This window comes from Nocardia noduli (genome assembly GCF_019038455.1).
In the GTDB taxonomy this organism is placed as follows: Bacteria; Actinomycetota; Actinomycetes; order Mycobacteriales; family Mycobacteriaceae; genus Nocardia; species Nocardia noduli.
Genome location: NZ_JAFMPL010000006.1, coordinates 32,891 through 54,804, shown reverse-complemented (window position 1 = coordinate 54,804; position 21,914 = coordinate 32,891). Strand labels below are relative to the sequence as shown.

Sequence of the window (21,914 nt, the reverse complement as noted above, 5' to 3'; positions counted from 1 at the left end):
GGGGTGTCCGGGACATCGGAACGTCCGCAGCCGTCGCTCACCCCGGAGACCGAGTTCTTCTGGACCTCCGGCGCCGACGGCCGGTTGCGGATTCAGGAATGCCTGTCGTGCGCGGCGCTGATCCATCCGCCGCAACCGGTGTGCAGGCACTGCCGGGGTGACCGCATGGGGGTGCGGGCGGTGCCCGGGTACGCCACCCTGATCGGGTTCACCGTCAATCATCGCTTCGCGGTGCCGGGTCTGCCCGCGCCGTACGTCGTCGCGCAGGTCGCGCTCGAGGAGGACACCCGGGTTCGCCTGACCACCAATACGGTGGAATGCGATCCGGAACAGCTCGAACTCGGGCTGCGGATGGAAGTGGTGTTCACGCGGGCCGGCGCGGTGTGGTTACCGCTGTTCCGGCCGGCCCGGGAATCGGCGCCGGTCGCCGAGTTGCCCGCCGACCCCATCGATCCCGCGTCCATGCGCGAGCATGTCCGGCCGATGGCGACCACGGAGAAATTCGAGGACAAGGTCGCCATCACCGGCATCGGGATGTCGCCGATCGGGCGCAGACTGATGGCCGATCCGCTCTCGCTCACGGTGCGGGCCTGTCGCGCCGCGGTCGAGGATGCCGGGCTGCGCCTGGAGGATATCGACGGACTGTCGACCTATCCGGGTTCGGGGAATTTCGGTCCGTTCGGCGAGGGCGGCGTCACCGCCGTGGAGTCCGCGCTCGGTCTGCGGCCGACCTGGTACAACGGCGGCGGTGAGACCTTCGGGCCCGGCGGTTCGGTCATCGCGGCGATGCTCGCTGTCGCGAGCGGACTGGCACGGCACGTGCTGTGCTTCCGCACGGTCTGGGAATCCACCTACGCGGAACTGGTTCGCGCGGGCCGGATCTCGCCGCCCTCGGGTATCGCCGACAGCTGGCTCCTGCCGTTCGGCGCGGTGTCGGCGGCGCACCTGCTCGCGCAGACCGCCCAGCGACATTTCCATCGCTACGGCACCGACCGGGAGACACTGGGCTGGATCGCGCTCAACCAGCGTGCCAACGCCGCCCTCGATCCGACGGCGATCTACCGCGATCCGCTGACCATGGACGACTATCTCTCCGCACGTCCCATCACGACACCGTTCGGGCTCTACGACTGCGACGTCCCCTGCGACGGTTCGGTCGCGGTGGTGGTCTCCGCGCGCGAGACCGCCGCGGATCTTGCCCAGCCGCCGGTGCTGGTGGAAGCGGTGGGCACCCAGATCATCGAACGCCTCGAATGGGACCAGAGCACCCTGACCCACGAACCACAGGTACTCGGTCAGGCCGCGCACCTGTGGTCGCGCACGTCACTGCGTCCCGACGATGTCGACGTGGCCGAACTCTACGACGGGTTCACCTTCAACTGCCTGTCCTGGATCGAGGCGCTCGGCTTCTGCGGGATCGGCGAGGCGAAGGATTTCCTGCGCGGCGGCAAGAACATCGCCCGCGACGGCGTGCTGCCGCTGAACACCCATGGCGGTCAACTCTCCCACGGTCGTACCCACGGCATGGGGCTCGTCCACGAGGCGGTCGCGCAACTGCGCGGTCAGGCCGGTGCGCGCCAGATTCCGGACGCGCGTGTCGCCGTCGCGAGCAGCGGGGGTCTCACGCCGAGCGGCGTCCTGCTCCTGCGGGCGGATCGGTGACCGCGCCACGCCTGTCGACCGGCTACGCGGCCGCCGACACCGTCGCGGCCCGCGAGGTCGAGGTGGACGGTATTCCCATGTCGGCGTTGTGCGCCGAGGTGAGCGAACCGCGCGCGGTGCTCGTCGCCGTGCACGGGGGAGCGACGACCTCGCGCTATTTCGATGTGCGCGGCCGCCCGCGGTTGTCGCTGCTTCGCGTGGGCGCGATACTCGGATTCAGCGTGCTGGCCGTCGATCGGCCCGGATACGGATCCTCCGCGCCGTGGGGTGATCGCTTCGAATCACCGCGGCGGCGCGTCGATGCCTGCTTCCGCACCGTCGACGCGCTACTCGCCGAGAGTTCGCGCGGCGCGGGTGTTTTCCTGCTCGGGCATTCCGCGGGATGTGACCTCGCGGCGCGGATGGCCGCCGACGATCGCGGCGACGCGCTGCTGGGCCTCGAACTCGCGGGCACCGGCGTCCGCAGGCACGCCGAAGCGTCGCGCATCATCGAGGAGATGCGCCACACCCGCAGTGCCGCCGGTATCCGCGACCTGCTCTGGCATCCCGAGCACCGCTATCCCCCCGATGTCTACGGCGGAAAATCGCTGACCTGCCCTTCGCCGCCGTACGAGGGGGCGGTGGTGCGCGACTGGCCGACCGAATTCCCGGGATTGGCCGGGCGGGTGCGGGTCCCGGTGCGATTCAGCTACGCCGAATACGAGCGGGTATGGCGAAGCGATCCGGAGGCACTCGCCGAGATCGCGGGATTCTTCACCGCCGCACCGCGTTTCGTCACGCACGAACAAACCGGAAGTGGACACAACATCAGCGTGGGTTTCGGCGCCACGGCCTACCATCTCGGCCTGCTGTCGTTCGTCGAGGAATGCGCGTCATGATCGAGAGGCCGTTCGATGAAATACGTACTCGAGTACCCGAGTGAATTGCCTTCCGCGGGGGATGTCTTCCTGCGGCCGAAGGTGATCCGCGAGGTGGTCACGCGGGCCGAGGAATCCGGTTTCACGGCGGTGGCGCTGAGCGAACATCCGGCGCCGTCACTGAAGTGGCGTAACAACGGCGGGCACAACACCCTCGATCCGATCGCCGCGCTGAGTTTCATGGCCGGTGTCACCTCGAGCATCCGGGTGATGACGAATCTGTACGTGCTGCCCTTCCACAATCCCTACGCGGCGGCCAAGGCGCTCGGCAGTCTGGACATCGTCTCGGGCGGCCGGTTGATCGCGGGTGTCGGCGCGGGATATCTGCGTGCCGAATTCGCCGCGCTCGGCGTCGAACACGAGCGGCGGGCCGCGTTGCTCGACGAGGCCCTCGCGGCGCTGCGCGGCATCTGGACCGATCCCGAGAAACCGGTGACGGGCGCGGATTTCGCCGCGATCGGTCCGATGTGGCTACAGCCGCCCGCGCAGCGCCCGCATCCGCCGATCTGGATCGGCGGCAACGGCTCGACCGCGATCGGCCGCGTCGTGCGGCACGGCGACGGATGGATGCCGATCATCGCCGACGCCACGATGGCCGCGGCCATGCGCACCACGGCGATCGAGAACGCGCATCAGTTCGGCGAGGGCGTCGACCTGTTGCGCAGGAGACTCGAGGCCGCAGGCCGCGATCCCTCGACCGTCGACGTCCAGGTCGTGTGTCCGCACCTCGATTTCGACGACGGCGGCTCGGTGCGCGCGGCACTGGACCATCTCGACGACCTGGAACGACGCGGGGCGACCTACGCGGTGGTGCACGTCGACGGCTCCGGTCCGGCGGCGGCGACGAAATTCATCGAAACCTTCGGCGAGGTCGTCGTCTCCGGTGCGCGAGCGGGAAGCCACTAACGAGTTCGATCCGCCGTTCGGGGGTCGTCAAGTCGAACTCCATGCGTTACTGTAAGCGTAACAGTAACGTTCTCGGAACGCGGAGGTGTCACGTGAAGGTTCCCTTCACCTGGAAGGTCACCGGTTGGTTCATGGTCGGCTGGTCGGCCGAGTTCCCGCTGGGAGAGGTCCGGCCGCTGCGCTACTTCGGTGAGGATCTGGTCGCCTACCGTGCCGAATCCGGCGAGTTGCACATCCTCACCGGGCACTGCCGCCATCTCGGCGCGCATATCGGCTACGGCGGCAAGGTGGTCGGCGACTGCGTCGAATGTCCCTTCCACGGCTGGCGGTGGGGCCCGGACGGCACCAATCGCAAGATCCCCGGCGAGGATCGGGTGAATCGCGGTCTGCGGCTGCGGGTGTACCCGGTCAACGAGCAGAACGGCTGCGTGTTCATGTGGCATCAGCCCGACGGCAAGGAGCCGCAGTGGGAGATGCCCGACATCCTGCGGATGTTCCCGGAGCTGGAGACCGATCCGGAGAATTTCTACCGGCCCTATCCCGAGTTCTCCAGCAAGACCGAGCGGGAACCGGTGCATCCGCAAGTCGTGCTCGAAAATGGTCCGGACAGTTTGCATTTCGAGTACGTGCACGGCGCGACCGTGACACCGCAGATGCTGGACTACAGTGCGGTTGACCACACCTGGAACTTTCTGACGGGCTGGCCGGACGCGCGCAGCGACGATCCGAACAAGATGGCGTTGAAGATCCACGCCCAGATGTTCGGACTCGGCGGCTCGATCAGCGCGTTCGACGGTTCCTCGAAACATCGGCTGATCTTCGCCACGACACCGGTGGACGACGAATGCTCGGATCTGTTCTATTCGATCTGGTGGCCGAAGAATCCCGGTGACGAATCCGATGTACCGCCGCCGGAGGTTCGGGCGCGGGTGGAGAAGCAATTCCTGGTCACGGTGTGGGAGGACCTGAGCATCTGGCGTCACCAGAAATATGTGGAACGCCCGCCGCTCTCGCCCAAGGACGCGAAACCGTATCTGTCGCTGCGCAAATGGGCCACCCAGTTCTACGACGTGCCGCCGGTCGACGCGACGAGTACGTCCGCGTGACCCCGATGTGCGCGCCGGTGGCGTCATGAGTGCCCGAAGCCTGGCGGATCTGGTCGTGCCGGAGCGCACCGCCGTCATCACGCAGGAATGTCAGGGTGCGGTGGTCGGTCCCGAGGCCGGACTGCCCGCCCTCGCCGAGGAGGCACGCCGCGAGGCGCTGCCCAATATCGAGAAACTGCTGCCGGTGGCCAGGGCGGCGGGCGTGCGGATCGTGCACTGCCTGGTGCGACGCCGGGCCGACGGTCTGGGCTCGAATCACAACGCGAAACTCTTCGCCATCGGACGTCGCGGCGTCGCGGTGGCCCCGGACAGCCCCGGCGCCGCTCTGCTGCCCGAATTCGGCCCCGAGCCTTCGGATCTGGTGCTGAGCCGCCAGCACGGACTCGGTCCGATGGGTGGAACCGACCTGGACGCCGTGCTGCGCAATCTGGGCGTGACCACGATCGTCGCGGTCGGTGTCTCGCTGAATGTCGCGATACCCAATCTGGTCATGGACGCGGTCAACGCCGCCTATCACGTCGTGCTGCCGCGTGACGCCGTCGCGGGGGTGCCGCGCGAATACGGTGAGGCGATCATCGACAACACCCTGTCGTTGCTCGCGACCGTCACCACGACCGAGGAACTGCTCGCCGCCTGGCGGTAGGCGCGAACGACGAAGCTCGCCGACTCCGGGGAATCCGAGGAGTCGGCGAGCTTTCGTCGTGATGCCGGTCAGTCGCTCGACGGCAATTGCTCGGCTTCCTTGATCCGCAACGGGGTCGCGTCCACGTCGAGGGTGCCGGTTCCGGGCCTGGTGACCAGGATCTCCGCGCCGGTCTCGTGCACGTACCGTTTGCCCATGGCATTGCCCCCGGCGAAGTCCGGGTCGAGGACGGCATCGGCCGACTTGCCCGTCTTTTTCGTGCCGACCGGGACCATCGGCGCTCCGCCGCAGCGCAGCGCGTCCACGGCGTCGGTGGACTTGATGACGATCACCTGGGTTTCACAGACCTGGCTTTCGAGCCGGGTGCCGCTCTTGATCACGAGGACTCCTGAACGAGAGATGTGGTGGGGGAACCGAGTTCGTCGACGAGGGCGCGGCGCAGGACCTTGCCGGTCGGGGTGGTCGGCAGTTGATCGCGGAAGACGACCCGATCCGGAGTGCGCGAGCCGCGTAGGTTCTCGCGCACGAAGGCGCGCAGGACCTCGGGATCGGGATCGCAGCCGGGGGCCGGTACGACGACGGCGACGATGATCTGGCCCCATCGGGGGTCGGGCAGGCCGATGACGGCGGTCTCGCGCACCTCGGGATGCTCGACGAGCACATCCTCCAGTTCGGCCGGGGCGATGTTCTCGCCGCCGCGGATGATGGTGTCGTCCGAGCGCCCGCCGATGAACAGGTAGCCGTCGGAGTCCAGGGAAGCCAGATCTTTGGTGGGGAACCAGCCGTCGGCGTCGAGCACGGAACCGATGTCGGCGTAGGTACCCGAGACCTGTGGGCCCCGCACGAACAGTTCCCCGATCTCGTCGGCGGCGAGGACGGCGCCGTCCCCGTCGCGGATCTGCATTTCGACACCGGGGACCGCGCGGCCGACGGAACCGAGTCGTCTGGCGACCGCGGGATCGTCGGATCCGTGGGCGAGCCGGTGGTCCTCGGGAGCCAATACCGCGATGGTGGAACTGGTTTCGGTGAGCCCGTAGGCATTGACCAGCCCGACCTCGGGCAGCAGCGCCAGTGCGGCGCGCACCAGCGGGAGCGGCGCCTTCGATCCGCCGTAGGCGAGGGTGCGCAGGGTCGACAGCGCCTCTCCGGTTCCGCCACGCGCGGCGGTGACGATCCGGTCGAGCATGGTCGGTACAACGGTGGCGTTGGTGATCCGTTCGTCACGTACCAGCCGTATCCACTCGTTCGCGTCGAACTGCCTGAGGTACACCATCTTTCGCCCGGCGTAGAGATTCGACAGCGCGGCGCCGACACCGGCGATGTGATAGGGCGGCACGCAGATCAGCGCCGCGTCGTCGGGTTCGGCCGCGCCGAAGTCGACGGTGCCCATCACGTAACTGGTCAGGTTGGCGTGGGTCAGCTCGACGGCCTTGGGACGCGAGGTGGTCCCCGAGGTGAAGAGGAGCACCGCGACGCTGTCCGGGTCGGCGTCGACGGTGGCGACCTCGGTACCGACGGCGCGCGTGGTGGCGAACAACAGCGACGAGTCGATGGTCTGCTTACCCGAGCCCGCGACCATCTCGGCGTATTCGGCGTCGACCACGACCAGCGGCGCGGGCAGCCGGTCGATCAGCTCGCGCAACGCGGAGGCGCTGAGCCGATAGTTCAGCGGCGTGAAGGCCCGGCCCGCGCGGGCGGACCCGAACAGCAACAGGGGCAACATGATTCCCCCGGTACCGACATAGGCGACGTGTTCGGCGCCCGACGATCCGATCAATCCGGCCGCGCGGTCGGCCATGGTGCTCAATTCCGCGCTCGTGATCCGGGTGCCGTCGGATACGACGGCGACCCGATCGGGATCATCTCCCGCGACCATTTCGAGCAGTACCGAAATGCTCAACGTCTCACCTCACGGATTTCCACTGAACCGGAACGATGTCAGTACGTGTCTGGGCACAGGAGTTCGCGGCCGCCCCACCCCTGCGGCGGGGCGGCCGCTTACTGTCGTCGCGGAGCCGCTGTCAGCTCGCGGTGTGGGCGGTCGCCGCTTTGATCTGCGCCGAGAACGCCGCGAGCTTGTCCGCCGCGGCGGTGTGCTTGTGGCTGCGCGCCTGGATGCTGACGTCGTGGTCACCCGCCGCCGCACGTAGGGCGCCGACGGTCGCCTTCTCCCGTGGCACATGCTTGAACGGGTCGAAGGAGTACCAGCGCATCGCGTTGCGATGCGTCATCTTGTCGATGTCCTCGTCGGGGACCTGTTCGCGCTCGAGCAGGGCGTGCAGGATCTCCGGAGCATCGGGCCACATGGAATCGCTGTGCGGGTAGTCCATCTCCCAGGAGATGTTGTCGATGCCGATCTCGTGACGCAGCCGCACCCCGACCGGATCGCTGATGAAGCAGGTCAGGAAGTGGTCGCGGAAGACCTCCGACGGCTTCTTGCCGCCGAAATCCTGCATGGTCCAGGTGGAATGCATTTCGAAGGTCCGGTCGACACGATCCAGGAAATACGGAATCCAGCCGGTCCCGCCCTCGGACAGCGCGATCTTGAGATCCGGGTAGTCCTTGACCGGTCGTGACCACAGCAGATCCGCCGCCGCCTGCACGATATTGAGCGGCTGCAAGGTGATCATCACGTCGGGTGGCGAGTCGACCGCGGGGATCGACAGGCGTCCCGAGGAGCCGATGTGGACGCTGAGCACGGTGTCGGTGTCCACCAACGCCTTCCACAGCGGGTTCCAGTGCGGATCGTGGAAACTCGGGTAACCCAGCGCCGCCGGATTCTCGCTGAAGGTCAGCGAATGCACGCCCTTCTCCGCGACCCTGCGCACCTCGGCCGCGCACAATTCCGCGTCCCAGATCACCGGCAGCGCCATCGGAATGAACCGGCCGGGGTAGGCGCCGCACCATTCGTCGATATGCCAGTCGTTGTAAGCCTGTACCAGGGCGAGGGAGAAGTCCGAATCCTCGGTCGCGAAAAGCCGTCCGGCGAAACCGGGGAACGACGGGAAATTCATCGAGGCGAGGATTCCGCCCGCGTTCATGTCCTTGATGCGCTCGTCGACGTCGAAACAGCCGGGGCGGATCTCGTCGAGGCCGTCGGGCTCGAGCCCGTATTCCTCTTTCGGGCGTCCGGCCACCGCGTTGAGCGCGACATTGGGAATGACGGTGTCGCGAAACTTCCACACATCGGCGCCACCTTCCAGGTGCACCAATCGGGGGGCTTCGTCGGCGTATTTGCTCGGCAGGTGGTTCTTGAACATGTCCGGCGGCTCGATGATGTGATCATCGACGCTGATCAGGATCATGTCGTTCTTGTCCACACGACCACACTCCTCTGAGAAAGGTCTACAGTATGTCTTACAATATAGCGCATGGTGGACCGCACGGGACGTGGTCTCGGCCGATCGATGGGCTGTTCTCGCAGCTCCGGATCCCCGCGCGTCCCGGTGCTACAGAATGGCGCCCGATTCCTTCGCGGCGATGATGTCGTCCCAGTCGAGTCCGAGTTCGAGCAGGATCGTCTCGGTGTGCTCGCCGTATTCCGGCGCGCGCACGGGCGGGGCCGGGGTCTCGTCGAATTGCACGGGGGCGGAGACGGTTCGGTACTCGTTGCCCGCGCTGTCGGCGACCGTCATCAGATAGCCGTTGGCCGCAACCTGCGGATCGTCGAGTACTTCCTGCGGGCTGGCGATGGTCGCCCACACGCCGGGTTCGTCGGTCAGCGCCTTCTGCCAGTGGGCGAGGTCGTGTTCGGCGAAGGTCTTGCGCAGTTCGGCGGTCGCGGCCTCCTGGTTGCGGACGAGTTCGGCCAGCGGGGTGAACCGCTCGTCGACGCCGAGGTCGGGTCTGCCGATGCGTTCGCAGAATCCGGGCCAGTAGCGGTCGGTTTGCAGGAACAACAATTGCACCCAGCGGTTGTCGCCGGTGCGATAGCGGTTCACCGCCGGATTGAGGGCGGTGCCCGCCTCGCCCGCGGGAATGCGATCGATGTCGTAGTAGTCGGCGGCCGCGATATCGGGAGCGACGGCCCACATGCCCTGTGCCAGCAGCGAACTGTCGACCAGGGGAGCGTGGCCGGTGCGTTCGCGGTGGAACAGCGCCGCGGTGATGCCGCCCGCCAGGGTGATGCCGCCCTGGAGATCGCCGAAGGCCGGGCCCTGCGCCATCGGGAATTCGGCGTTCGTCGGGGTCAGGGCGTAGGCGACGCCCGCCCTTGCGGTGTAGCTGGCGCCGTCGAATCCGCCGCGATCCTTGTCCGGGCCGCGGCTGCCGTGGCCGCTGCCGCGCGCGATGATCACCTTCGGATTGAATTCCCGGATCCGCTCGACCGACAGGTCGGCTCGCTCGAGCACGGCGGGCAGCCAATTGGTCAGGAATACGTCCGCGTCGGCGATCAGTCTGCCCAGGATCTTTCGCCCCTGTTCGGACTTGATGTCGACGCCGATACTGCGTTTGCCGTGATTGCCGAGTTCCATCATGAAATTGGCCTGAACGGGTGTGCCGGTGCCGTCCAGGCCGCCGACGACCAGGTTGCGGCAGGGGTCGCCACCTCGGGTGTCTTCGACCTTGATCACGTCCGCGCCCCAGTCGGCGAGTGCCGCTCCGGCGCTCGGCACGTATGTCCACGATGCCAACTCGACCACTTTGACGCCATTGAGCAGACCCGACATCGGTGCTCCCTTTCCACGATCGACACGTATCTTGAAGTACTATACGGTAATGGTTACAGTTAATCATCCAGGATGGTGATCAGGAGGAAAAGTGAGTGACATCGTCGGGGAGCGTGTGGCCCTCAGTCCGGACGTGGGTCGCGCGGCGGCGGAACGCGCCGAATTCCGATTGCTCATCGACGGGGAGCTGACCGGCGCCGCCTCGGGCGCGGCCTTCGACAACCACAGTCCGGCGACCGGCTTGCTGCTCGGCAGCACCGCCGCGGCGGGCGAGCAGGACATGCTGCGGGCCATCGCGGCCGCCCGGCGGGCCTTCGACGACACCGACTGGTCGACCAACCGCGCGCTGCGCCGCCGCTGCCTGGAACAACTCCAGAGCGCGCTGGAAGCCGAAAAGGAAGATCTGCGAACCGAACTCGTCGCCGAGGTCGGCTGCCCCACGATGACGACGCGGAACGCGCAGCTGGACTGGCCGCTGGCCGACGCGCTGCGGTATCCCGCCGGACTGATCGACGATTTCGCCTGGGAGCGCGTACTCGACGGCGGCGGACTGTTCGGCGACCGCAACCGGCGCACCGTCGTCCAGGAACCGGTGGGCGTCGTCGCCGCGATCTGCCCGTCGAATTTCCCGATCGAGGTCGTTCTCAACAAGCTGGGCCCCGCCTTGGCCGCGGGCAATACCGTTGTCCTCAAACCGGATCCGAACACGCCGTGGAACGCGACCAGGATCGGGCGGCTGATCGCCGAGCGCACCGACATGCCGCCGGGTGTGGTCAATGTGGTCGCGACCCCGTCCAACGAGGTCGCCGGACTGCTCGCGACCGATCCGCGCGTCGACCTGATCTCGTTCACCGGATCGACGGCGGTCGGGCGCACGCTCATGCGCAACGGCGCCGACACGATGAAACGCACGTTCCTCGAACTGGGCGGCAAGTCGGCGCTGATCGTGCTGGAGGACGCCAATCCCATGCACGCGCTACAGAGCGCGGTCGGCGTCTGCGTGCACGCGGGTCAGGCTTGCGCGGCGACCAGCCGAATGCTGGTGCACCGCTCGATCTTCGACGATATGACCGCCGCGGTCGCCGCCGCGTTCGCCGCCGTGCCGGTCGGTGATCCGGCCCTGCCGGACACCCTCGTCGGCCCGGTGATCAGCGCGGCGCAGAAGAAGCGGGTGCTCGACGCCTGCGCGCGCGGCGTGCGTGACGGCGCCCGTTTGGTCATCGGCGGCGGTGCGGTCGAGGATCTTCCGTCGCATCTGGCCGACGGCCATTTCGTGCAGCCCACCGTTTTCGCCTCCGAGGATCCGAATCTGGCGCTCGCGCAGGAGGAGATCTTCGGTCCCGTGCTGATCGTCTTGCCGTTCTCCGACGACGAGGACGCGGTGCGCATCGCCAACAACAGCGCCTTCGGCCTGGCGGGTGCGGTGCTCTCGGCATCGGCCGAGCGCTCGATGGCGATCGCCCGCCGGGTCAGGACCGGGGCGATCGGCGTCAACGGCGGCATGTTCTACGGCGCGGACGCGCCCTTCGGCGGTTTCAAGAACAGCGGCGTCGGCCGCCAGTGCGGCATCGAGGGTTTCCAGCAATATCTCGAGACCAAGACCATCGGCTCCCGGATTCCGCGTAGCTGAACGGCTCCCGGCCCGGCGAATCCCGGCCGACGAAAACTGAAAGGTTGCCAGTAGTGGGAAAATTGGATAACAAGGTCGCGGTGATCTCGGGCGCCGCGCGCGGGCAGGGACGCTCGCACGCGGTCAATCTCGCCGCCGAGGGCGCGAGCGTCATCGCCCTCGACATCTGCGCCGACCTCGAGGGCAATACCTACCCGCTCGCCCGCCCGGAGGATCTCGAGGAGACCGGCAGGCTGGTCGAGAAGGAGGGTGGCCGCTTCCATCCGGTGATCGTCGACGTCCGCGAGCGTACCGCCGTCTGGAACGCCGTCGCCGAGGGTGTCGCGGCACTGGGCCGGCTCGACATCGTGGTCGCCAATGCCGGAATCGCCCCGCTGGGCAAGGGGCAGACATTGCGGTCGTGGTCGGACACCATCGATACCGACCTGGTCGGCGTCTTCAATGTCGTGCAGGCCAGCATTCCGCATCTGAGTCCGGGCGCGTCCATCATCGCGACCGGCTCGCTGGCCGCCCAGCTCGGCAGTTCCACCAAACAGGGGCCGGGCGGTTCGGCCTACAGCCTCGCGAAACAGGTGGTCGCGCACTACGTCAACGACCTGTCGATCCAGCTGGCCAAACAGTCCATCCGGGTCAACGCGGTGCATCCGACCAATGTCGACACCGACATGCTGCACAACGAGGGCATGTACAAGATCTTCCGGCCGGACAAGGAATCCCCCACGCGCGAGGACGCGGAGCTGGCGTTCCCGGCGATGCAGGCGATGCCGGTTCCCTATATCCAGCCGCAGGATGTTTCCGACCTCGTCGTCTTCCTGGCCTCGGACCAGTCGCGCTACATCACCGGCAGCCAGCTGCGGGTCGACGCGGGCGGGTTCGTCAAGGCAGTGCCCTGGGGGAAGTGACTGTGACCGAAACCACCATCGCGTACAAGCTCTACCGCTGCATCATCTGCGGATGGGAATACGACGAGGAGCTCGGCTGGCCCGACGACGGCCTCGCGCCGGGCACCCGTTGGGAAGACATCCCCGCCGACTGGACCTGCCCCGACTGCGGCGCAGAGAAGGCCGATTTCGACATGGTGGAGGTCTCGCGATGACGGTCCCGCGATCCGGTCGCGCGACGTCGACCCTCGTTTGTCGACCATACTGTATGAAATACTGTAGTTGAATCTCCCATCATGGACGCCGCGCCAGCGGGTGCGGCTCGATAACTCAGAGGTTGAGTGATATGGCCAAACCCGTCATCGTCAGCGCCGTCAGGACCGCGATCGGCCGATCCTTCAAGGGCGCGCTCGTGAACGTGTCCTCGGAGACGCTCGCGATCAACATCCTGACCGAAGTGGTTCGCCGCTCCGGGGTCGATCCGTCCGAGGTGGACGACGTCATCCTCGCCGAATTGAATTACGGCGGTGGCGATCTGGCTCGTCACGCCGCCGTGGCGAGCGGCATGGAGAGCGTGCCCGGCCAGGCGGTGAACCGGCACTGCGCGGGCAGTCTGACCTCGATCGCCAACGCGGCCGCCCATATCGGCGCGGGCGCGGAGCGGGTGATCGTCGCCGGTGGCGTGCAGTCGCTGTCGACCTCGCCGCTGATGAAGTGGCGGGTGCCGGGTTCGGACCCGATGGAGTTCAAGGAGCCCTGGATGCCGCCGTCGCATCCGGAGACCCCCGACGCGCCCGCCCGGGACATGTCGATCACCGTTGGCTGGAACACCGCCAAGAAGGTCGGCATCAGCAGGCAGGCCATGGACGAATGGGCGCTGCGGTCGCATCAGCGCGCCGTCGCCGCCGCCGACGCGGGCAAATTCGCCGAGGAGATCCTGCCGCTGAAGATCACGCAGGCCGACGGTTCGGTCATCGACTTCGCCGCCGACGAACACCCCAGGCGTGACACCACCCTCGAGCGCTTGGCCTCGCTTCCGGTCCTGCATCCCGAGATCGAGGGCTTCTCGGTCACCGCGGGGAACAGCAGCGGTATCAACGACGCCGCCGCGGCCGTCACGGTCACCGCCGACGACTACGCCGCGGCCAACGGCCTCGAGGTCATGGCGACGGTGCGGGCGTGGGCCAATGTCGGTGTCACACCGGCCGACAACGGCATCGCGGCGGCGAATGTGATCGGCAAGATCCTCGATCGCACCGGCCTGAGTGTCGGCGACGTGGCGCTGTGGGAGATCAACGAGGCGTTCGCCTCGGTGCCGATCGCCGCGTGCCGCGCCCACGGCATCGACGAGGAACTGGTGAACTTCTCCGGTAGCGGTTGCAGTCTCGGACATCCGATCTCGGCGTCGGGCGCGCGCCAGGTGGCGACCCTGATCTACGAGCTGCGCCGACGCGGCGGCGGCATCGGCGTCTCGGCGATGTGCGCGGGCGGCGGTATGGGTGGGGCCCTCGTCATCGAGGTCTGACCGATCGTTTCGCGGATGCTCGCTGCCCGGGCGACCCATGCCGTGCAGAGAGCGTCCCTTTTCTTACAGTAATGCTTATAGTAGCGTTTTCTATAACAAGGACGAGTGGAGGTACCGGTGTCGGACGAAGTGCTGCTGGAACGCCGCGGGCGCACGTTGGTCATCACGATCAACCGGCCCGACGCGCGTAATGCGGTCAATCTGGCGGTCAGTCAGGGTTTGGCCGATGCGCTCGACGAGCTCGACGGCAGTCCCGAGCTGTCGGTCGCGGTACTCACCGGAAGCGGTGGGAACTTCAGTGCGGGAATGGATCTGAAGGCTTTCGCGGCGGGCGACTACCCGTATATCCCCGGTCGCGGTCTCGGGTTCACCGAGAAGCCGCCGATCAAGCCGCTCATCGCGGCGGTCGAGGGTTTCGCCCTGGCGGGCGGCACGGAACTGGTGCTCGCCACCGATCTGGTGGTGGCGGCCAAGACCGCGAAATTCGGTATCCCGGAGGTCAAACGCGGCCTGGTCGCTGGCGGCGGCGCGTTGTTGCGTCTCCAGCACCGCATCCCGTATCAGAAGGCACTCGAATTGGCGCTGACCGGTGATAATTTCACCGCCGAAGAGGCCGCGGGCTGGGGTTTCGTGAATGTTCTTGCCGAACCCGGCGAAGCGCTCGAGCAGGCGTTGGCGCTGGCGGACCGGATCACCGCCAATGGTCCGATCGCGGTCGCGGTGACCAAGGAGGTCATGGTGAAATCCGCCGAGTGGAGCACCGCCGAGATGTGGCAGAAGCAGATCGAGCTCATCGCCCCGGTGTTCGGCACGAAGGACGCGCAGGAAGGCGCGAAGGCCTTCGCCGAGAAACGGCCCCCCGTCTGGACCGGTGAGTGAGCCCGCGGGCGCTCCGATCCGACGAACAACCCCCCATCGAATCAAAGGAGACGCAGTGTCTTTCGAAGGTGAAGTAGTACTGGTGACCGGCGGTGCGGGCGGTCTGGGTGACGCGACGGTTCGCCGGTTGCACGCCCAGGGAGCCGCCGTCGTCATCGCCGATGTCAACGACGACAAGGGCAAGGCCCTCGCCGAGGAACTCGGCAACAAGGCGGTCTACGTCCGCACCGACGTGCTGGACGATTCGACCATCGAGGCGGCGTTCGCCGCGGCCGACGAACTCGGCACCCTGCGCGCCGCGGTGATCGCCCACGGCGGTTTCGGTGTGCTCGAGAAGGTCGTCAACCGCGACGGAAGCCCGCACACCCTCAAGGGTTTCACCGATACGATCGCGCTGTACCTCACCGGCACGTACAACGTGCTGCGCCTGACCGCGGCGAAGATCGCGAAATTCGATCCCAAGGACAACGGTGAGCGCGGCGCCATCGTCATGACCAGCTCGATCGCCGGTTACGAAGGCCAGATCGGCCAGTCCGCGTACTCCGCCGCCAAAGGCGGCGTGATCGGGCTGACCCTCACCGCCGCCCGCGACCTGAGCGCCATCGGCATCCGCGTCAACAGCATCGCCCCCGGCACGATGCACACCCCGATCATGGATTTCCTCGGCGAGGAGAAACTCGGCCAGTTCGCGAAAGCGGTCCCGTTCCCCAAGCGTCTCGGAACCCCGGACGAATACGCCTTCCTGGCCCAGCACCTGCTGGAGAACCCGTACATCAACGGTGAGGTCGTGCGCATCGACGGCGGACAGCGGTTCCAGCCCAAGTAGGCGCTCGACACTCCCGCGGCGGATGCCGGACTTCGAGTGTCGGGACAAGACGTGATCGGTACCCGGGGTCATCGACGGCCCCGGGTACCGCGCTGTCCAGCCACCGGCCGACAGGTCCGAACGTGTTGCACGGGAACGATGTACGCCGGACGAGGGCCACCGCTGTCAATGAACACCGAGGCGACCCGAGTCCGTAACCGGGTGCGCAAGCGGGAGACAAGTGTGCCGCAAGTTGCCTGGCGCAAGGTGGGATCCACACGGGGCGAACAAGCCCGAGATCCCGCCAACAGCCCAGGAGGCGCCATGACACGCACGCCCGAAACCGCCGTCACCGCCCGTGTGACCCCCGATGTCACCGGTATGAAGATCGCCCATCGTGGGATGCTCGCCGACACTGCCCGATTCGCGCGTATCGCGGGCGCGATCGCCGCCGGATCGGTGTGCGGACAGCGGCGGGCCGATGCCATCGCCGAGTACGTGGACCTGCTGTGCGACTCGATCCACCATCACCACAGCATCGAGGACGACATCGTCTGGCCGATTCTCGTCGCGTCGGCGGGTTCGGCCATCGACGTGCACGAACTCTCCGACGACCACGTCCAACTCGACGCCGTGCTGGCGACCTTGCGCGAGCGGGCGACCGGGTTCCGCGCCGCCGGTGCCGACCGGCGAAGGGCGGCGGGCGATCTCTCCGTCGCGCTGGATTCGGCGCACGCGTTGCTCGCCGAACATATCGGTGAGGAGGAGAAGATCGTGTTCCCCGTGGTCGACCGGTACGTCGGCGTCGCGGAGTGGGATCGGGTCGAGCAGGCCGCGAAGAAGGGCGGCGATATGAGATTCGAGGTGCCGAGGGTGGTCCGTTACGCCGACGAACGGGAACTCGCGAAGATGCGGGCCGAGGCCGGTGTGGTGATCCGCCTGATGCTGAAGGTGCTGGTGCGCTCCTTCGACAAGCGCGAGGCGATCATCGCGGGCTGACCATCGCGGCCAACGCGGTGGCGACCCGCTCCCGCACTTCGGCGGCTCGGTCGCGGTGGGCGGTCGCGGCTTCGGTGTCCTCGAGCAGTTCGGCGAGTTCGGCCAGCACATCGTCCATCGGCCCGAAGGTCACCGACGCGGAATTCAACCCGGCGACCGTGCCCGACCAGTGCCGCAGTTCGTCGTAGAGGACCGAGGCCCGGTCCCGCATCCGCAACCGCACCAGCGCGCGGGCCTGGAAGACCGACAGCGCCGTCCAGTAGAAATCGCGACCGACCTCGTGGTCGCGCTCGGCCACCACCCGGGCATCGGCCTCCCGCCCGGCGTCGAGCAACGCGACCACATACACCCACGAGATGGTCTGCGGCGCATAGTGATAGGACAGCGACAGCGGTTCGACCAGATGCGCCGAGGACCCGCGGAACCAGGCGATCACCATCTGTCCGACCAGCCCGATCTCGGCGCCGTTGGCCAAACCGGCGGCGGTGAGCCGCGCCGCCAGGTCGGCATAGCGGCCCGCGGCCCGGTCGAGATCGCCGCGCAGTACGTCGAGTACGGCGTCGAAGGCCGACAGCACCACGACCAGTTCGCCGACCCGGCCGCTGGAGGCGGTCTCGAGTCCGAGGCGAACCTCCGAGGCGGCCGACAGCAGATCGGTGCGGGACAGGTGCGCGAGGAAGCGATAGTAGTGCGCGGCGGCGCGGTAGACGACGATGCCGGAATCCGCTGCCACGGTGAGGAATTCCGCGGTGATGGCGGGGAGTTCGGTACTCAGGTCCGGGCCGAGCGCGGTGTACGCGAGCGCGTTGAGCGCGGCGCACGACAATTCGGAATCACCGATTTCGCGGGCCAGGTGCGCGGCCTCGGTGGCGCATTCGATGGTGAAAGGGGTGTCGTTGCCCTCGAATTCGAAGACCGCGGTGACGAGTAGCCGGACCCGATCGGCCCCGGTCGTGCCGGGCAGTGCCGCGAGCACTGCCGAGGTCATCTGGGTATCGGCGAGACGCTGTTCGCGCGTGGTCCAGATTCGCGGTGTGCGCCACGAGGTCAGGGCGAGCAACGTCAGCCGCTCGTCGCCGTCGCGCTGTGCCAGCGACAACGCCCGCGCCCGCACCGAACGCGCGTCCGAGACCTCGCCGCGATGCGCGAGCGCGGTGACGAGCGCGCACAACGCGGTGACCAGGGCCGCGCGATCCGCTGCCGCCGCACCGGGTTCGCCGTGCCCCGCGCTGTCACGCAATTCGACGGCGAAACGCCACAGCGGCGCGGAATCGGCCCTGAAATCCGAGTCGAACCGGGCCCGCGCCGCCGTCTCGACATGCCCGAGTGCGTGCTCGACCGTCTGCGGGGTCGCGCCGCGTGCCGCGTGATAGGCGAGTTCGTCCGCGTCGGGGCTCGGCAGCGATTCCAGGTAGCCCATGGTGCGCCAGTGCAGTCTGCGCAGGCGCAACGCCGGGATGCTCTCGTAGAGGGCGTCGCGGATCAGCACGTGCTGGAAGACGACCAGGTCGGTGTCGGCGGTGAGCAGACCCGCCACCGCCGCGGTGTCGATGGCGTCGAGCAGTTCGTCCTCGCCGTCGGTCGAACCGGGGCTCGTCCACAGCGCGAGCAGGGTGTCGATCGCGGTACTGCGCCCGCAGACCGACGCGAGCCGCAACATCCGTCCGACCTCCGCGGGCAGCCGATCGACCCGGCGCAGCAGCACATCGCGGATACCGCTCGGCATCGAGGTCAGCGCGTCGCGCGCACCGCGCGAGGCCACCCATTTCGCCAGTTCTCCCACGAAGAGCGGATTGCCGTCGGTCCTGGCGCGCAACATCTCCAGGGTCGGGGTGTCCAGCGGGTCGAGACCGGCCGATCGGGCGACCTCCCTGATCCCGTCGTCGGACAGCCCGGCCAGTTCGAGCCGGTCGGCGGTGACCGCGACCAGCGCGGCGGCCGTCGCCGAGAGTTCGGCCCCGGCTTCGGATGGTCGATAGGTGGCGACGACGAGCACCGGCAACTGCCGCATCCACGCGATGGTCTGCCGCAGCACCTGCAAGGTCGCGCTGTCCGCGCGATGGACATCGTCGACGACGAGCAGCACACCGTCCGGGTGATCCCGGCAGGCGGCGACGACCGCGCGGGCGATGTCGAACGGGTCGGCGACATCGGCGCCGTCGCCCAATTCGCCGAGCAGTTCGCGCCACGCCCACGCCGCGGGCGCGCCGTCCACCTCGGGGCAGTGGGCGGTCGCCGCGGTCCATCCCCGCGCTCGCACCCGCGCGGCCAGGGTCTCGGCGAAGGTGGATTTGCCGCCGCCCGCCTCGGCGATGATCCACACCACCCGCAGACCCGACGTCCGGACGGATTCGGCGGTCCGCGTCAGTGTCGCCAATTCCGCTTCGCGCCCGGCGAATTCGCGTTGCTCGGTCCCGGCTCGGGTATCGCCGCCGCGCGGTTCGGCGACCACTTCGGGCTCGGCCGGGCGGGCGACCAGGGCGGGGGAGTGGCCGAGGATGTCGACCTCGAGTTGCCGGACCGCGGGGCCGGGATCGACGCCGAGTTCCTCGGACAGGTATTCGCGCACCGTCCGCAGCGTCGCCAGTGCGTCGGCCTGACGCCCGAGCCGATATTGGGCGAGCGCGAGCAATCGGAACAGTTCCTCACGCGCCGGATGCTGCGCGCATTCGGCGGGAAGCAGATGGGCGACCTCGTCGGCTCTGCCGAGTTCCAACGCGGTGGCCGCGCGATATTCCACGGCGGACAGGCGCAGCGCGTGCAGGCGCGCGCCCTCGGCCTCGGCCCACGATTCCGCCGCGAAGGCGCCGAAGGGATCACCGCGCCACAGCGCGAGCGCGGTCGTCAGACGCCGGTATCGCGCGGTCGGATCGTCATCGGCCTCCGCCGAGATCAGCGCGTCGAACTCCCACGCGTCCACCCCGTGTTCGGGCAGTCGCAGCGCGTAGCCGGGCTGCTCGCTGACCAGGATCCTGGCCGGTGCGCGCGGTGGCCGATCCGGTTCGAGGATCCGGCGCAGATTCGAGACGTGCACCTGAAGGGCCGCGAGCGCTTTCGGCGGCGGTTCGCCGTTCCACAGATCGTCGATCAGGCGATCGGTCGAGACCACCCGTCCGCCCGCGGCGAGCAGTCTGATCAGCACCGCGAGTTGACGGCCGGTGCCCGGATCGGCCACACCCGCGCCGAACTGCACCCGGATCGGTCCGAGCACCGAGATCCTCACGGTCGACTCCCGTGACCAGCCACGTCCGCTCACCTCTCGCGACCTGTGTCGCGCACCGTTTCGCACGACGATTCCCGACACATGATCGCTCGAGTACGCCCGCCGCGTTGTCCCGCCTCGTCACCCGGTCTGCGCGAGGACACGACGCCGACCCGTCCAGTCCGCGTACTGTATCGATTACAGTTGAACCAACTTTCGCGCCTGTCGACCTATGGTGGAGTCATTCATGATCTCAAAAGTGCCTGCCGGATACGAGGATCTGCTGCAACGTCCGATCGTCGGTGTGCTCGCGACCGTGACCCCGCACGGGGCCCCCGATCTGACGCCGATGCGCTTCACCTGGGACGGCGCGCGTCTGCGCATGAGTCACACGATCCCGCGTCGCAAGTTCACGAGCTTGCAGGCGAACCCGAACTACGCCTTTCTCATCACCGATCCGGACGTGCCCTCGCGCTGTCTGGAGACGCAGGGATGGCTGATCACCGTCCTCGGTGATCCGAAGGGGGAGTTCTATCGCGAGCTCGGCGACCGCTACGGCGACACCGACAGCGCACTGCCCGACGATGTCTACGATCGCGTCATCCTGATCCTCGACGCGACCAAATTCACCGTGAAGTGATATCCCGCCCCCGCGGTTTCGGCCTCGACACGTGCCGTCGCGGCGGGAGTGTGGCGTGCGTAAGCGGCCCCCGATCCGTTCCCGAGTGACTTGCGGACCGCGCTACCGATAGGTGTACAGTAAGGGATACGTGTAAGCCTGCGACGGCCTGCCGGGCGGTCGTGGCCACCCGGTTGCGGCGATGGGCGTCCTGTCCGGAGCGAAAGGGACAAGAAATGACGAAGCTCGATTATCTGGCGGTCGATGTCGACAACCACTACTACGAGACGCTGGACGCGTTCACTCGCCATTTGCCCAAGGAGTTCAGGCAGCGCGGCGTGCGCATGGTCAACGACGGCAAACGCACGCTCGCGGTGATGGCGGGCAAGGTCAACAACTTCGTCCCGAACCCGACCTTCGACCCGATCATCGAGCCCGGCTGCCTCGATCTGCTGTTCCGCGGTGAGATTCCCGAAGGGGTCGACCCCGCCTCGTTGATGAAGGTGGACCGCATGGCGGACCACCCCGAATACCAGAACCGCGACGCCCGCGTGCGCGTCATGGACCGGCAGAGTCTGGAAACGGTCTTCATGCTGCCGACCTTCGCCTGCGGTGTCGAGGAAGCGCTCAAACACGACATCCCCGCGACGATGGCCTCGCTGCACGCGTTCAACCTGTGGCTCGACGAGGACTGGGGCTTCGATCGTCCCGACCATCGGATGATCTCCGCGCCGATCATCTCCCTCGCCGACCCGGTCGCCGCGGTCGAGGAAGTCGAATTCGTGCTGGCCCGTGGCGCCAAGATGGTGCTGGTCCGCCCCGCGCCCGTGCCCGGTGTGGCCAAGCCCCGCTCCCTGGGCGATCCGCTGCACGACCCGGTGTGGGCGCGGCTGGCCGAAGCGGGCGTGCCCGTCGGCTTCCACCTCTCCGACAGCGGATACCTCGCCATCAACGCGCTGTGGGGCGGCCAGGCGACATTCGAGGGCTTCGGCAAGAAGGATCCGCTCGATCAGATCCTGCTCGACGACCGCGCCATCCACGACACCATGGCCTCGCTGATCGTGCACCAGGTCTTCACCCGCCACCCGAACCTCAAGGTGGTCAGCATCGAGAACGGTTCGTACTTCGTCCACCGACTGATCAAGCGCTTGAAGAAGGCCGCGAACACCGCGCCGTACCACTTCAAGGAGGATCCGGTGGAGCAGCTGAAGAACAACGTCTGGATCGCGCCGTACTACGAGGACGACGTCAAGTTGCTCGCCGCGACCATCGGCGTGGACAAGATCCTGTTCGGCTCCGATTGGCCGCACGGCGAAGGCCTCGCCGATCCCACGACATTCACCGCCGACATCCCGCAGTTCCCGGAATTCTCCTACGAGGACACCCGAAAGGTGATGCGCGACAACGCACTCGAACTGCTGGGCTCGCGGGTTCCCGTCGAGACCGCGTAACCGGCGGCGGGAGAGCCGC

The 21,914-nt window shown here is 67.5% G+C and carries 19 protein-coding genes; 14 read left to right on the top strand and 5 right to left on the bottom strand.

Annotated elements, in window-relative coordinates; genetic code table 11:
- Positions 1–3: 3 nt before the first annotated feature.
- The 5 genes from JZ792_RS06240 (at position 4) to JZ792_RS06220 (ending at position 5,234) form a co-directional block, all read left to right on the top strand.
- Positions 4–1,662, top strand: coding sequence for a thiolase C-terminal domain-containing protein (locus JZ792_RS06240; protein ID WP_308165175.1), 1,659 nt, complete (start codon positions 4–6; stop codon positions 1,660–1,662).
- Entirely contained in the window at positions 1,659–2,540 is an 882-nt protein-coding gene (locus JZ792_RS06235) for an alpha/beta hydrolase (RefSeq protein ID WP_308165174.1), read from the top strand. The genes JZ792_RS06240 and JZ792_RS06235 overlap by 4 nt, the downstream gene beginning before the upstream one ends.
- A 15-nt stretch (positions 2,541–2,555) precedes the next feature.
- Positions 2,556–3,485, top strand: coding sequence for a TIGR03619 family F420-dependent LLM class oxidoreductase (locus JZ792_RS06230; RefSeq protein WP_216907764.1), 930 nt, complete (start codon positions 2,556–2,558; stop codon positions 3,483–3,485).
- Between the two features lie 92 nt (positions 3,486–3,577).
- Positions 3,578–4,591, top strand: coding sequence for an aromatic ring-hydroxylating oxygenase subunit alpha (locus JZ792_RS06225; RefSeq protein WP_216907763.1), 1,014 nt, complete (start codon positions 3,578–3,580; stop codon positions 4,589–4,591).
- A 25-nt stretch (positions 4,592–4,616) separates the two neighbouring features.
- Positions 4,617–5,234: a cysteine hydrolase family protein gene (locus JZ792_RS06220; RefSeq protein ID WP_216907761.1), complete on the top strand. Its 618-nt coding sequence runs from the start codon at positions 4,617–4,619 to the stop codon at positions 5,232–5,234.
- A gap of 68 nt (positions 5,235–5,302) precedes the next feature.
- Here the strand turns inward: JZ792_RS06220 and JZ792_RS06215 are convergent, their stop codons facing one another.
- The 4 genes from JZ792_RS06215 to JZ792_RS06200 all read right to left on the bottom strand — a co-directional run bounded on the left by JZ792_RS06215 (position 5,303) and on the right by JZ792_RS06200 (position 9,904).
- The gene (locus JZ792_RS06215) at positions 5,303–5,614 is read right to left on the bottom strand and encodes a hypothetical protein (RefSeq protein ID WP_216907759.1); all 312 of its coding nucleotides are present in this window, start codon (positions 5,612–5,614) and stop codon (positions 5,303–5,305) included.
- Positions 5,611–7,134, bottom strand: coding sequence for a class I adenylate-forming enzyme family protein (locus tag JZ792_RS06210; RefSeq protein ID WP_216907757.1), 1,524 nt, complete (start codon positions 7,132–7,134; stop codon positions 5,611–5,613). Before JZ792_RS06210 ends, JZ792_RS06215 begins: the two co-directional genes overlap by 4 nt.
- 121 nt (positions 7,135–7,255) lie before the next feature.
- The gene (locus tag JZ792_RS06205; RefSeq protein ID WP_216907755.1) at positions 7,256–8,554 is read right to left on the bottom strand and encodes an amidohydrolase family protein; all 1,299 of its coding nucleotides are present in this window, start codon (positions 8,552–8,554) and stop codon (positions 7,256–7,258) included.
- 129 nt (positions 8,555–8,683) lie between these two features.
- Entirely contained in the window at positions 8,684–9,904 is a 1,221-nt protein-coding gene (locus JZ792_RS06200) for a CaiB/BaiF CoA transferase family protein (RefSeq protein WP_216907753.1), read from the bottom strand.
- 91 nt (positions 9,905–9,995) lie between these two features.
- Between JZ792_RS06200 and JZ792_RS06195 the strand changes: the two genes are divergently transcribed.
- From JZ792_RS06195 to JZ792_RS06165, 7 genes are all read left to right on the top strand, one after another.
- The gene (locus tag JZ792_RS06195) at positions 9,996–11,534 is read left to right on the top strand and encodes an aldehyde dehydrogenase family protein (RefSeq protein ID WP_216907751.1); all 1,539 of its coding nucleotides are present in this window, start codon (positions 9,996–9,998) and stop codon (positions 11,532–11,534) included.
- A 53-nt stretch (positions 11,535–11,587) separates the two neighbouring features.
- On the top strand, positions 11,588–12,436 hold the full coding sequence (locus JZ792_RS06190; RefSeq protein ID WP_109530762.1) for a mycofactocin-coupled SDR family oxidoreductase: 849 nt from the start codon (positions 11,588–11,590) through the stop codon (positions 12,434–12,436).
- 2 nt (positions 12,437–12,438) lie between these two features.
- Positions 12,439–12,630: a rubredoxin gene (locus JZ792_RS06185; RefSeq protein WP_216907749.1), complete on the top strand. Its 192-nt coding sequence runs from the start codon at positions 12,439–12,441 to the stop codon at positions 12,628–12,630.
- A gap of 131 nt (positions 12,631–12,761) precedes the next feature.
- Positions 12,762–13,940: a thiolase family protein gene (locus tag JZ792_RS06180; RefSeq protein WP_216907746.1), complete on the top strand. Its 1,179-nt coding sequence runs from the start codon at positions 12,762–12,764 to the stop codon at positions 13,938–13,940.
- Between the two features lie 117 nt (positions 13,941–14,057).
- A complete protein-coding gene (locus JZ792_RS06175) occupies positions 14,058–14,819 on the top strand; it encodes a crotonase/enoyl-CoA hydratase family protein (RefSeq protein WP_216907743.1) in 762 nt (253 codons plus the stop codon).
- A 55-nt stretch (positions 14,820–14,874) separates the two neighbouring features.
- On the top strand, positions 14,875–15,645 hold the full coding sequence (locus JZ792_RS06170; RefSeq protein WP_216907741.1) for an SDR family NAD(P)-dependent oxidoreductase: 771 nt from the start codon (positions 14,875–14,877) through the stop codon (positions 15,643–15,645).
- Positions 15,646–15,948: 303 nt separating this feature from the next.
- On the top strand, positions 15,949–16,623 hold the full coding sequence (locus JZ792_RS06165; RefSeq protein WP_216907740.1) for a hemerythrin domain-containing protein: 675 nt from the start codon (positions 15,949–15,951) through the stop codon (positions 16,621–16,623).
- Here the strand turns inward: JZ792_RS06165 and JZ792_RS06160 are convergent.
- The gene (locus JZ792_RS06160; protein WP_308165173.1) at positions 16,610–19,846 is read right to left on the bottom strand and encodes an ATP-binding protein; all 3,237 of its coding nucleotides are present in this window, start codon (positions 19,844–19,846) and stop codon (positions 16,610–16,612) included. The two genes, JZ792_RS06165 and JZ792_RS06160, sit on opposite strands and share 14 nt — an antisense overlap.
- A 226-nt stretch (positions 19,847–20,072) precedes the next feature.
- On the opposite strand from JZ792_RS06160, the gene JZ792_RS06155 reads away from it, so the two are divergent.
- Positions 20,073–20,465 carry a pyridoxamine 5'-phosphate oxidase family protein gene (locus JZ792_RS06155; protein ID WP_109530830.1) on the top strand — a complete coding sequence of 131 codons (393 nt, stop codon included), beginning with the start codon at positions 20,073–20,075 and terminating at the stop codon, positions 20,463–20,465.
- A 215-nt stretch (positions 20,466–20,680) separates the two neighbouring features.
- The gene (locus JZ792_RS06150) at positions 20,681–21,895 is read left to right on the top strand and encodes an amidohydrolase family protein (protein WP_216907736.1); all 1,215 of its coding nucleotides are present in this window, start codon (positions 20,681–20,683) and stop codon (positions 21,893–21,895) included.
- Positions 21,896–21,914 lie beyond the last annotated feature (19 nt).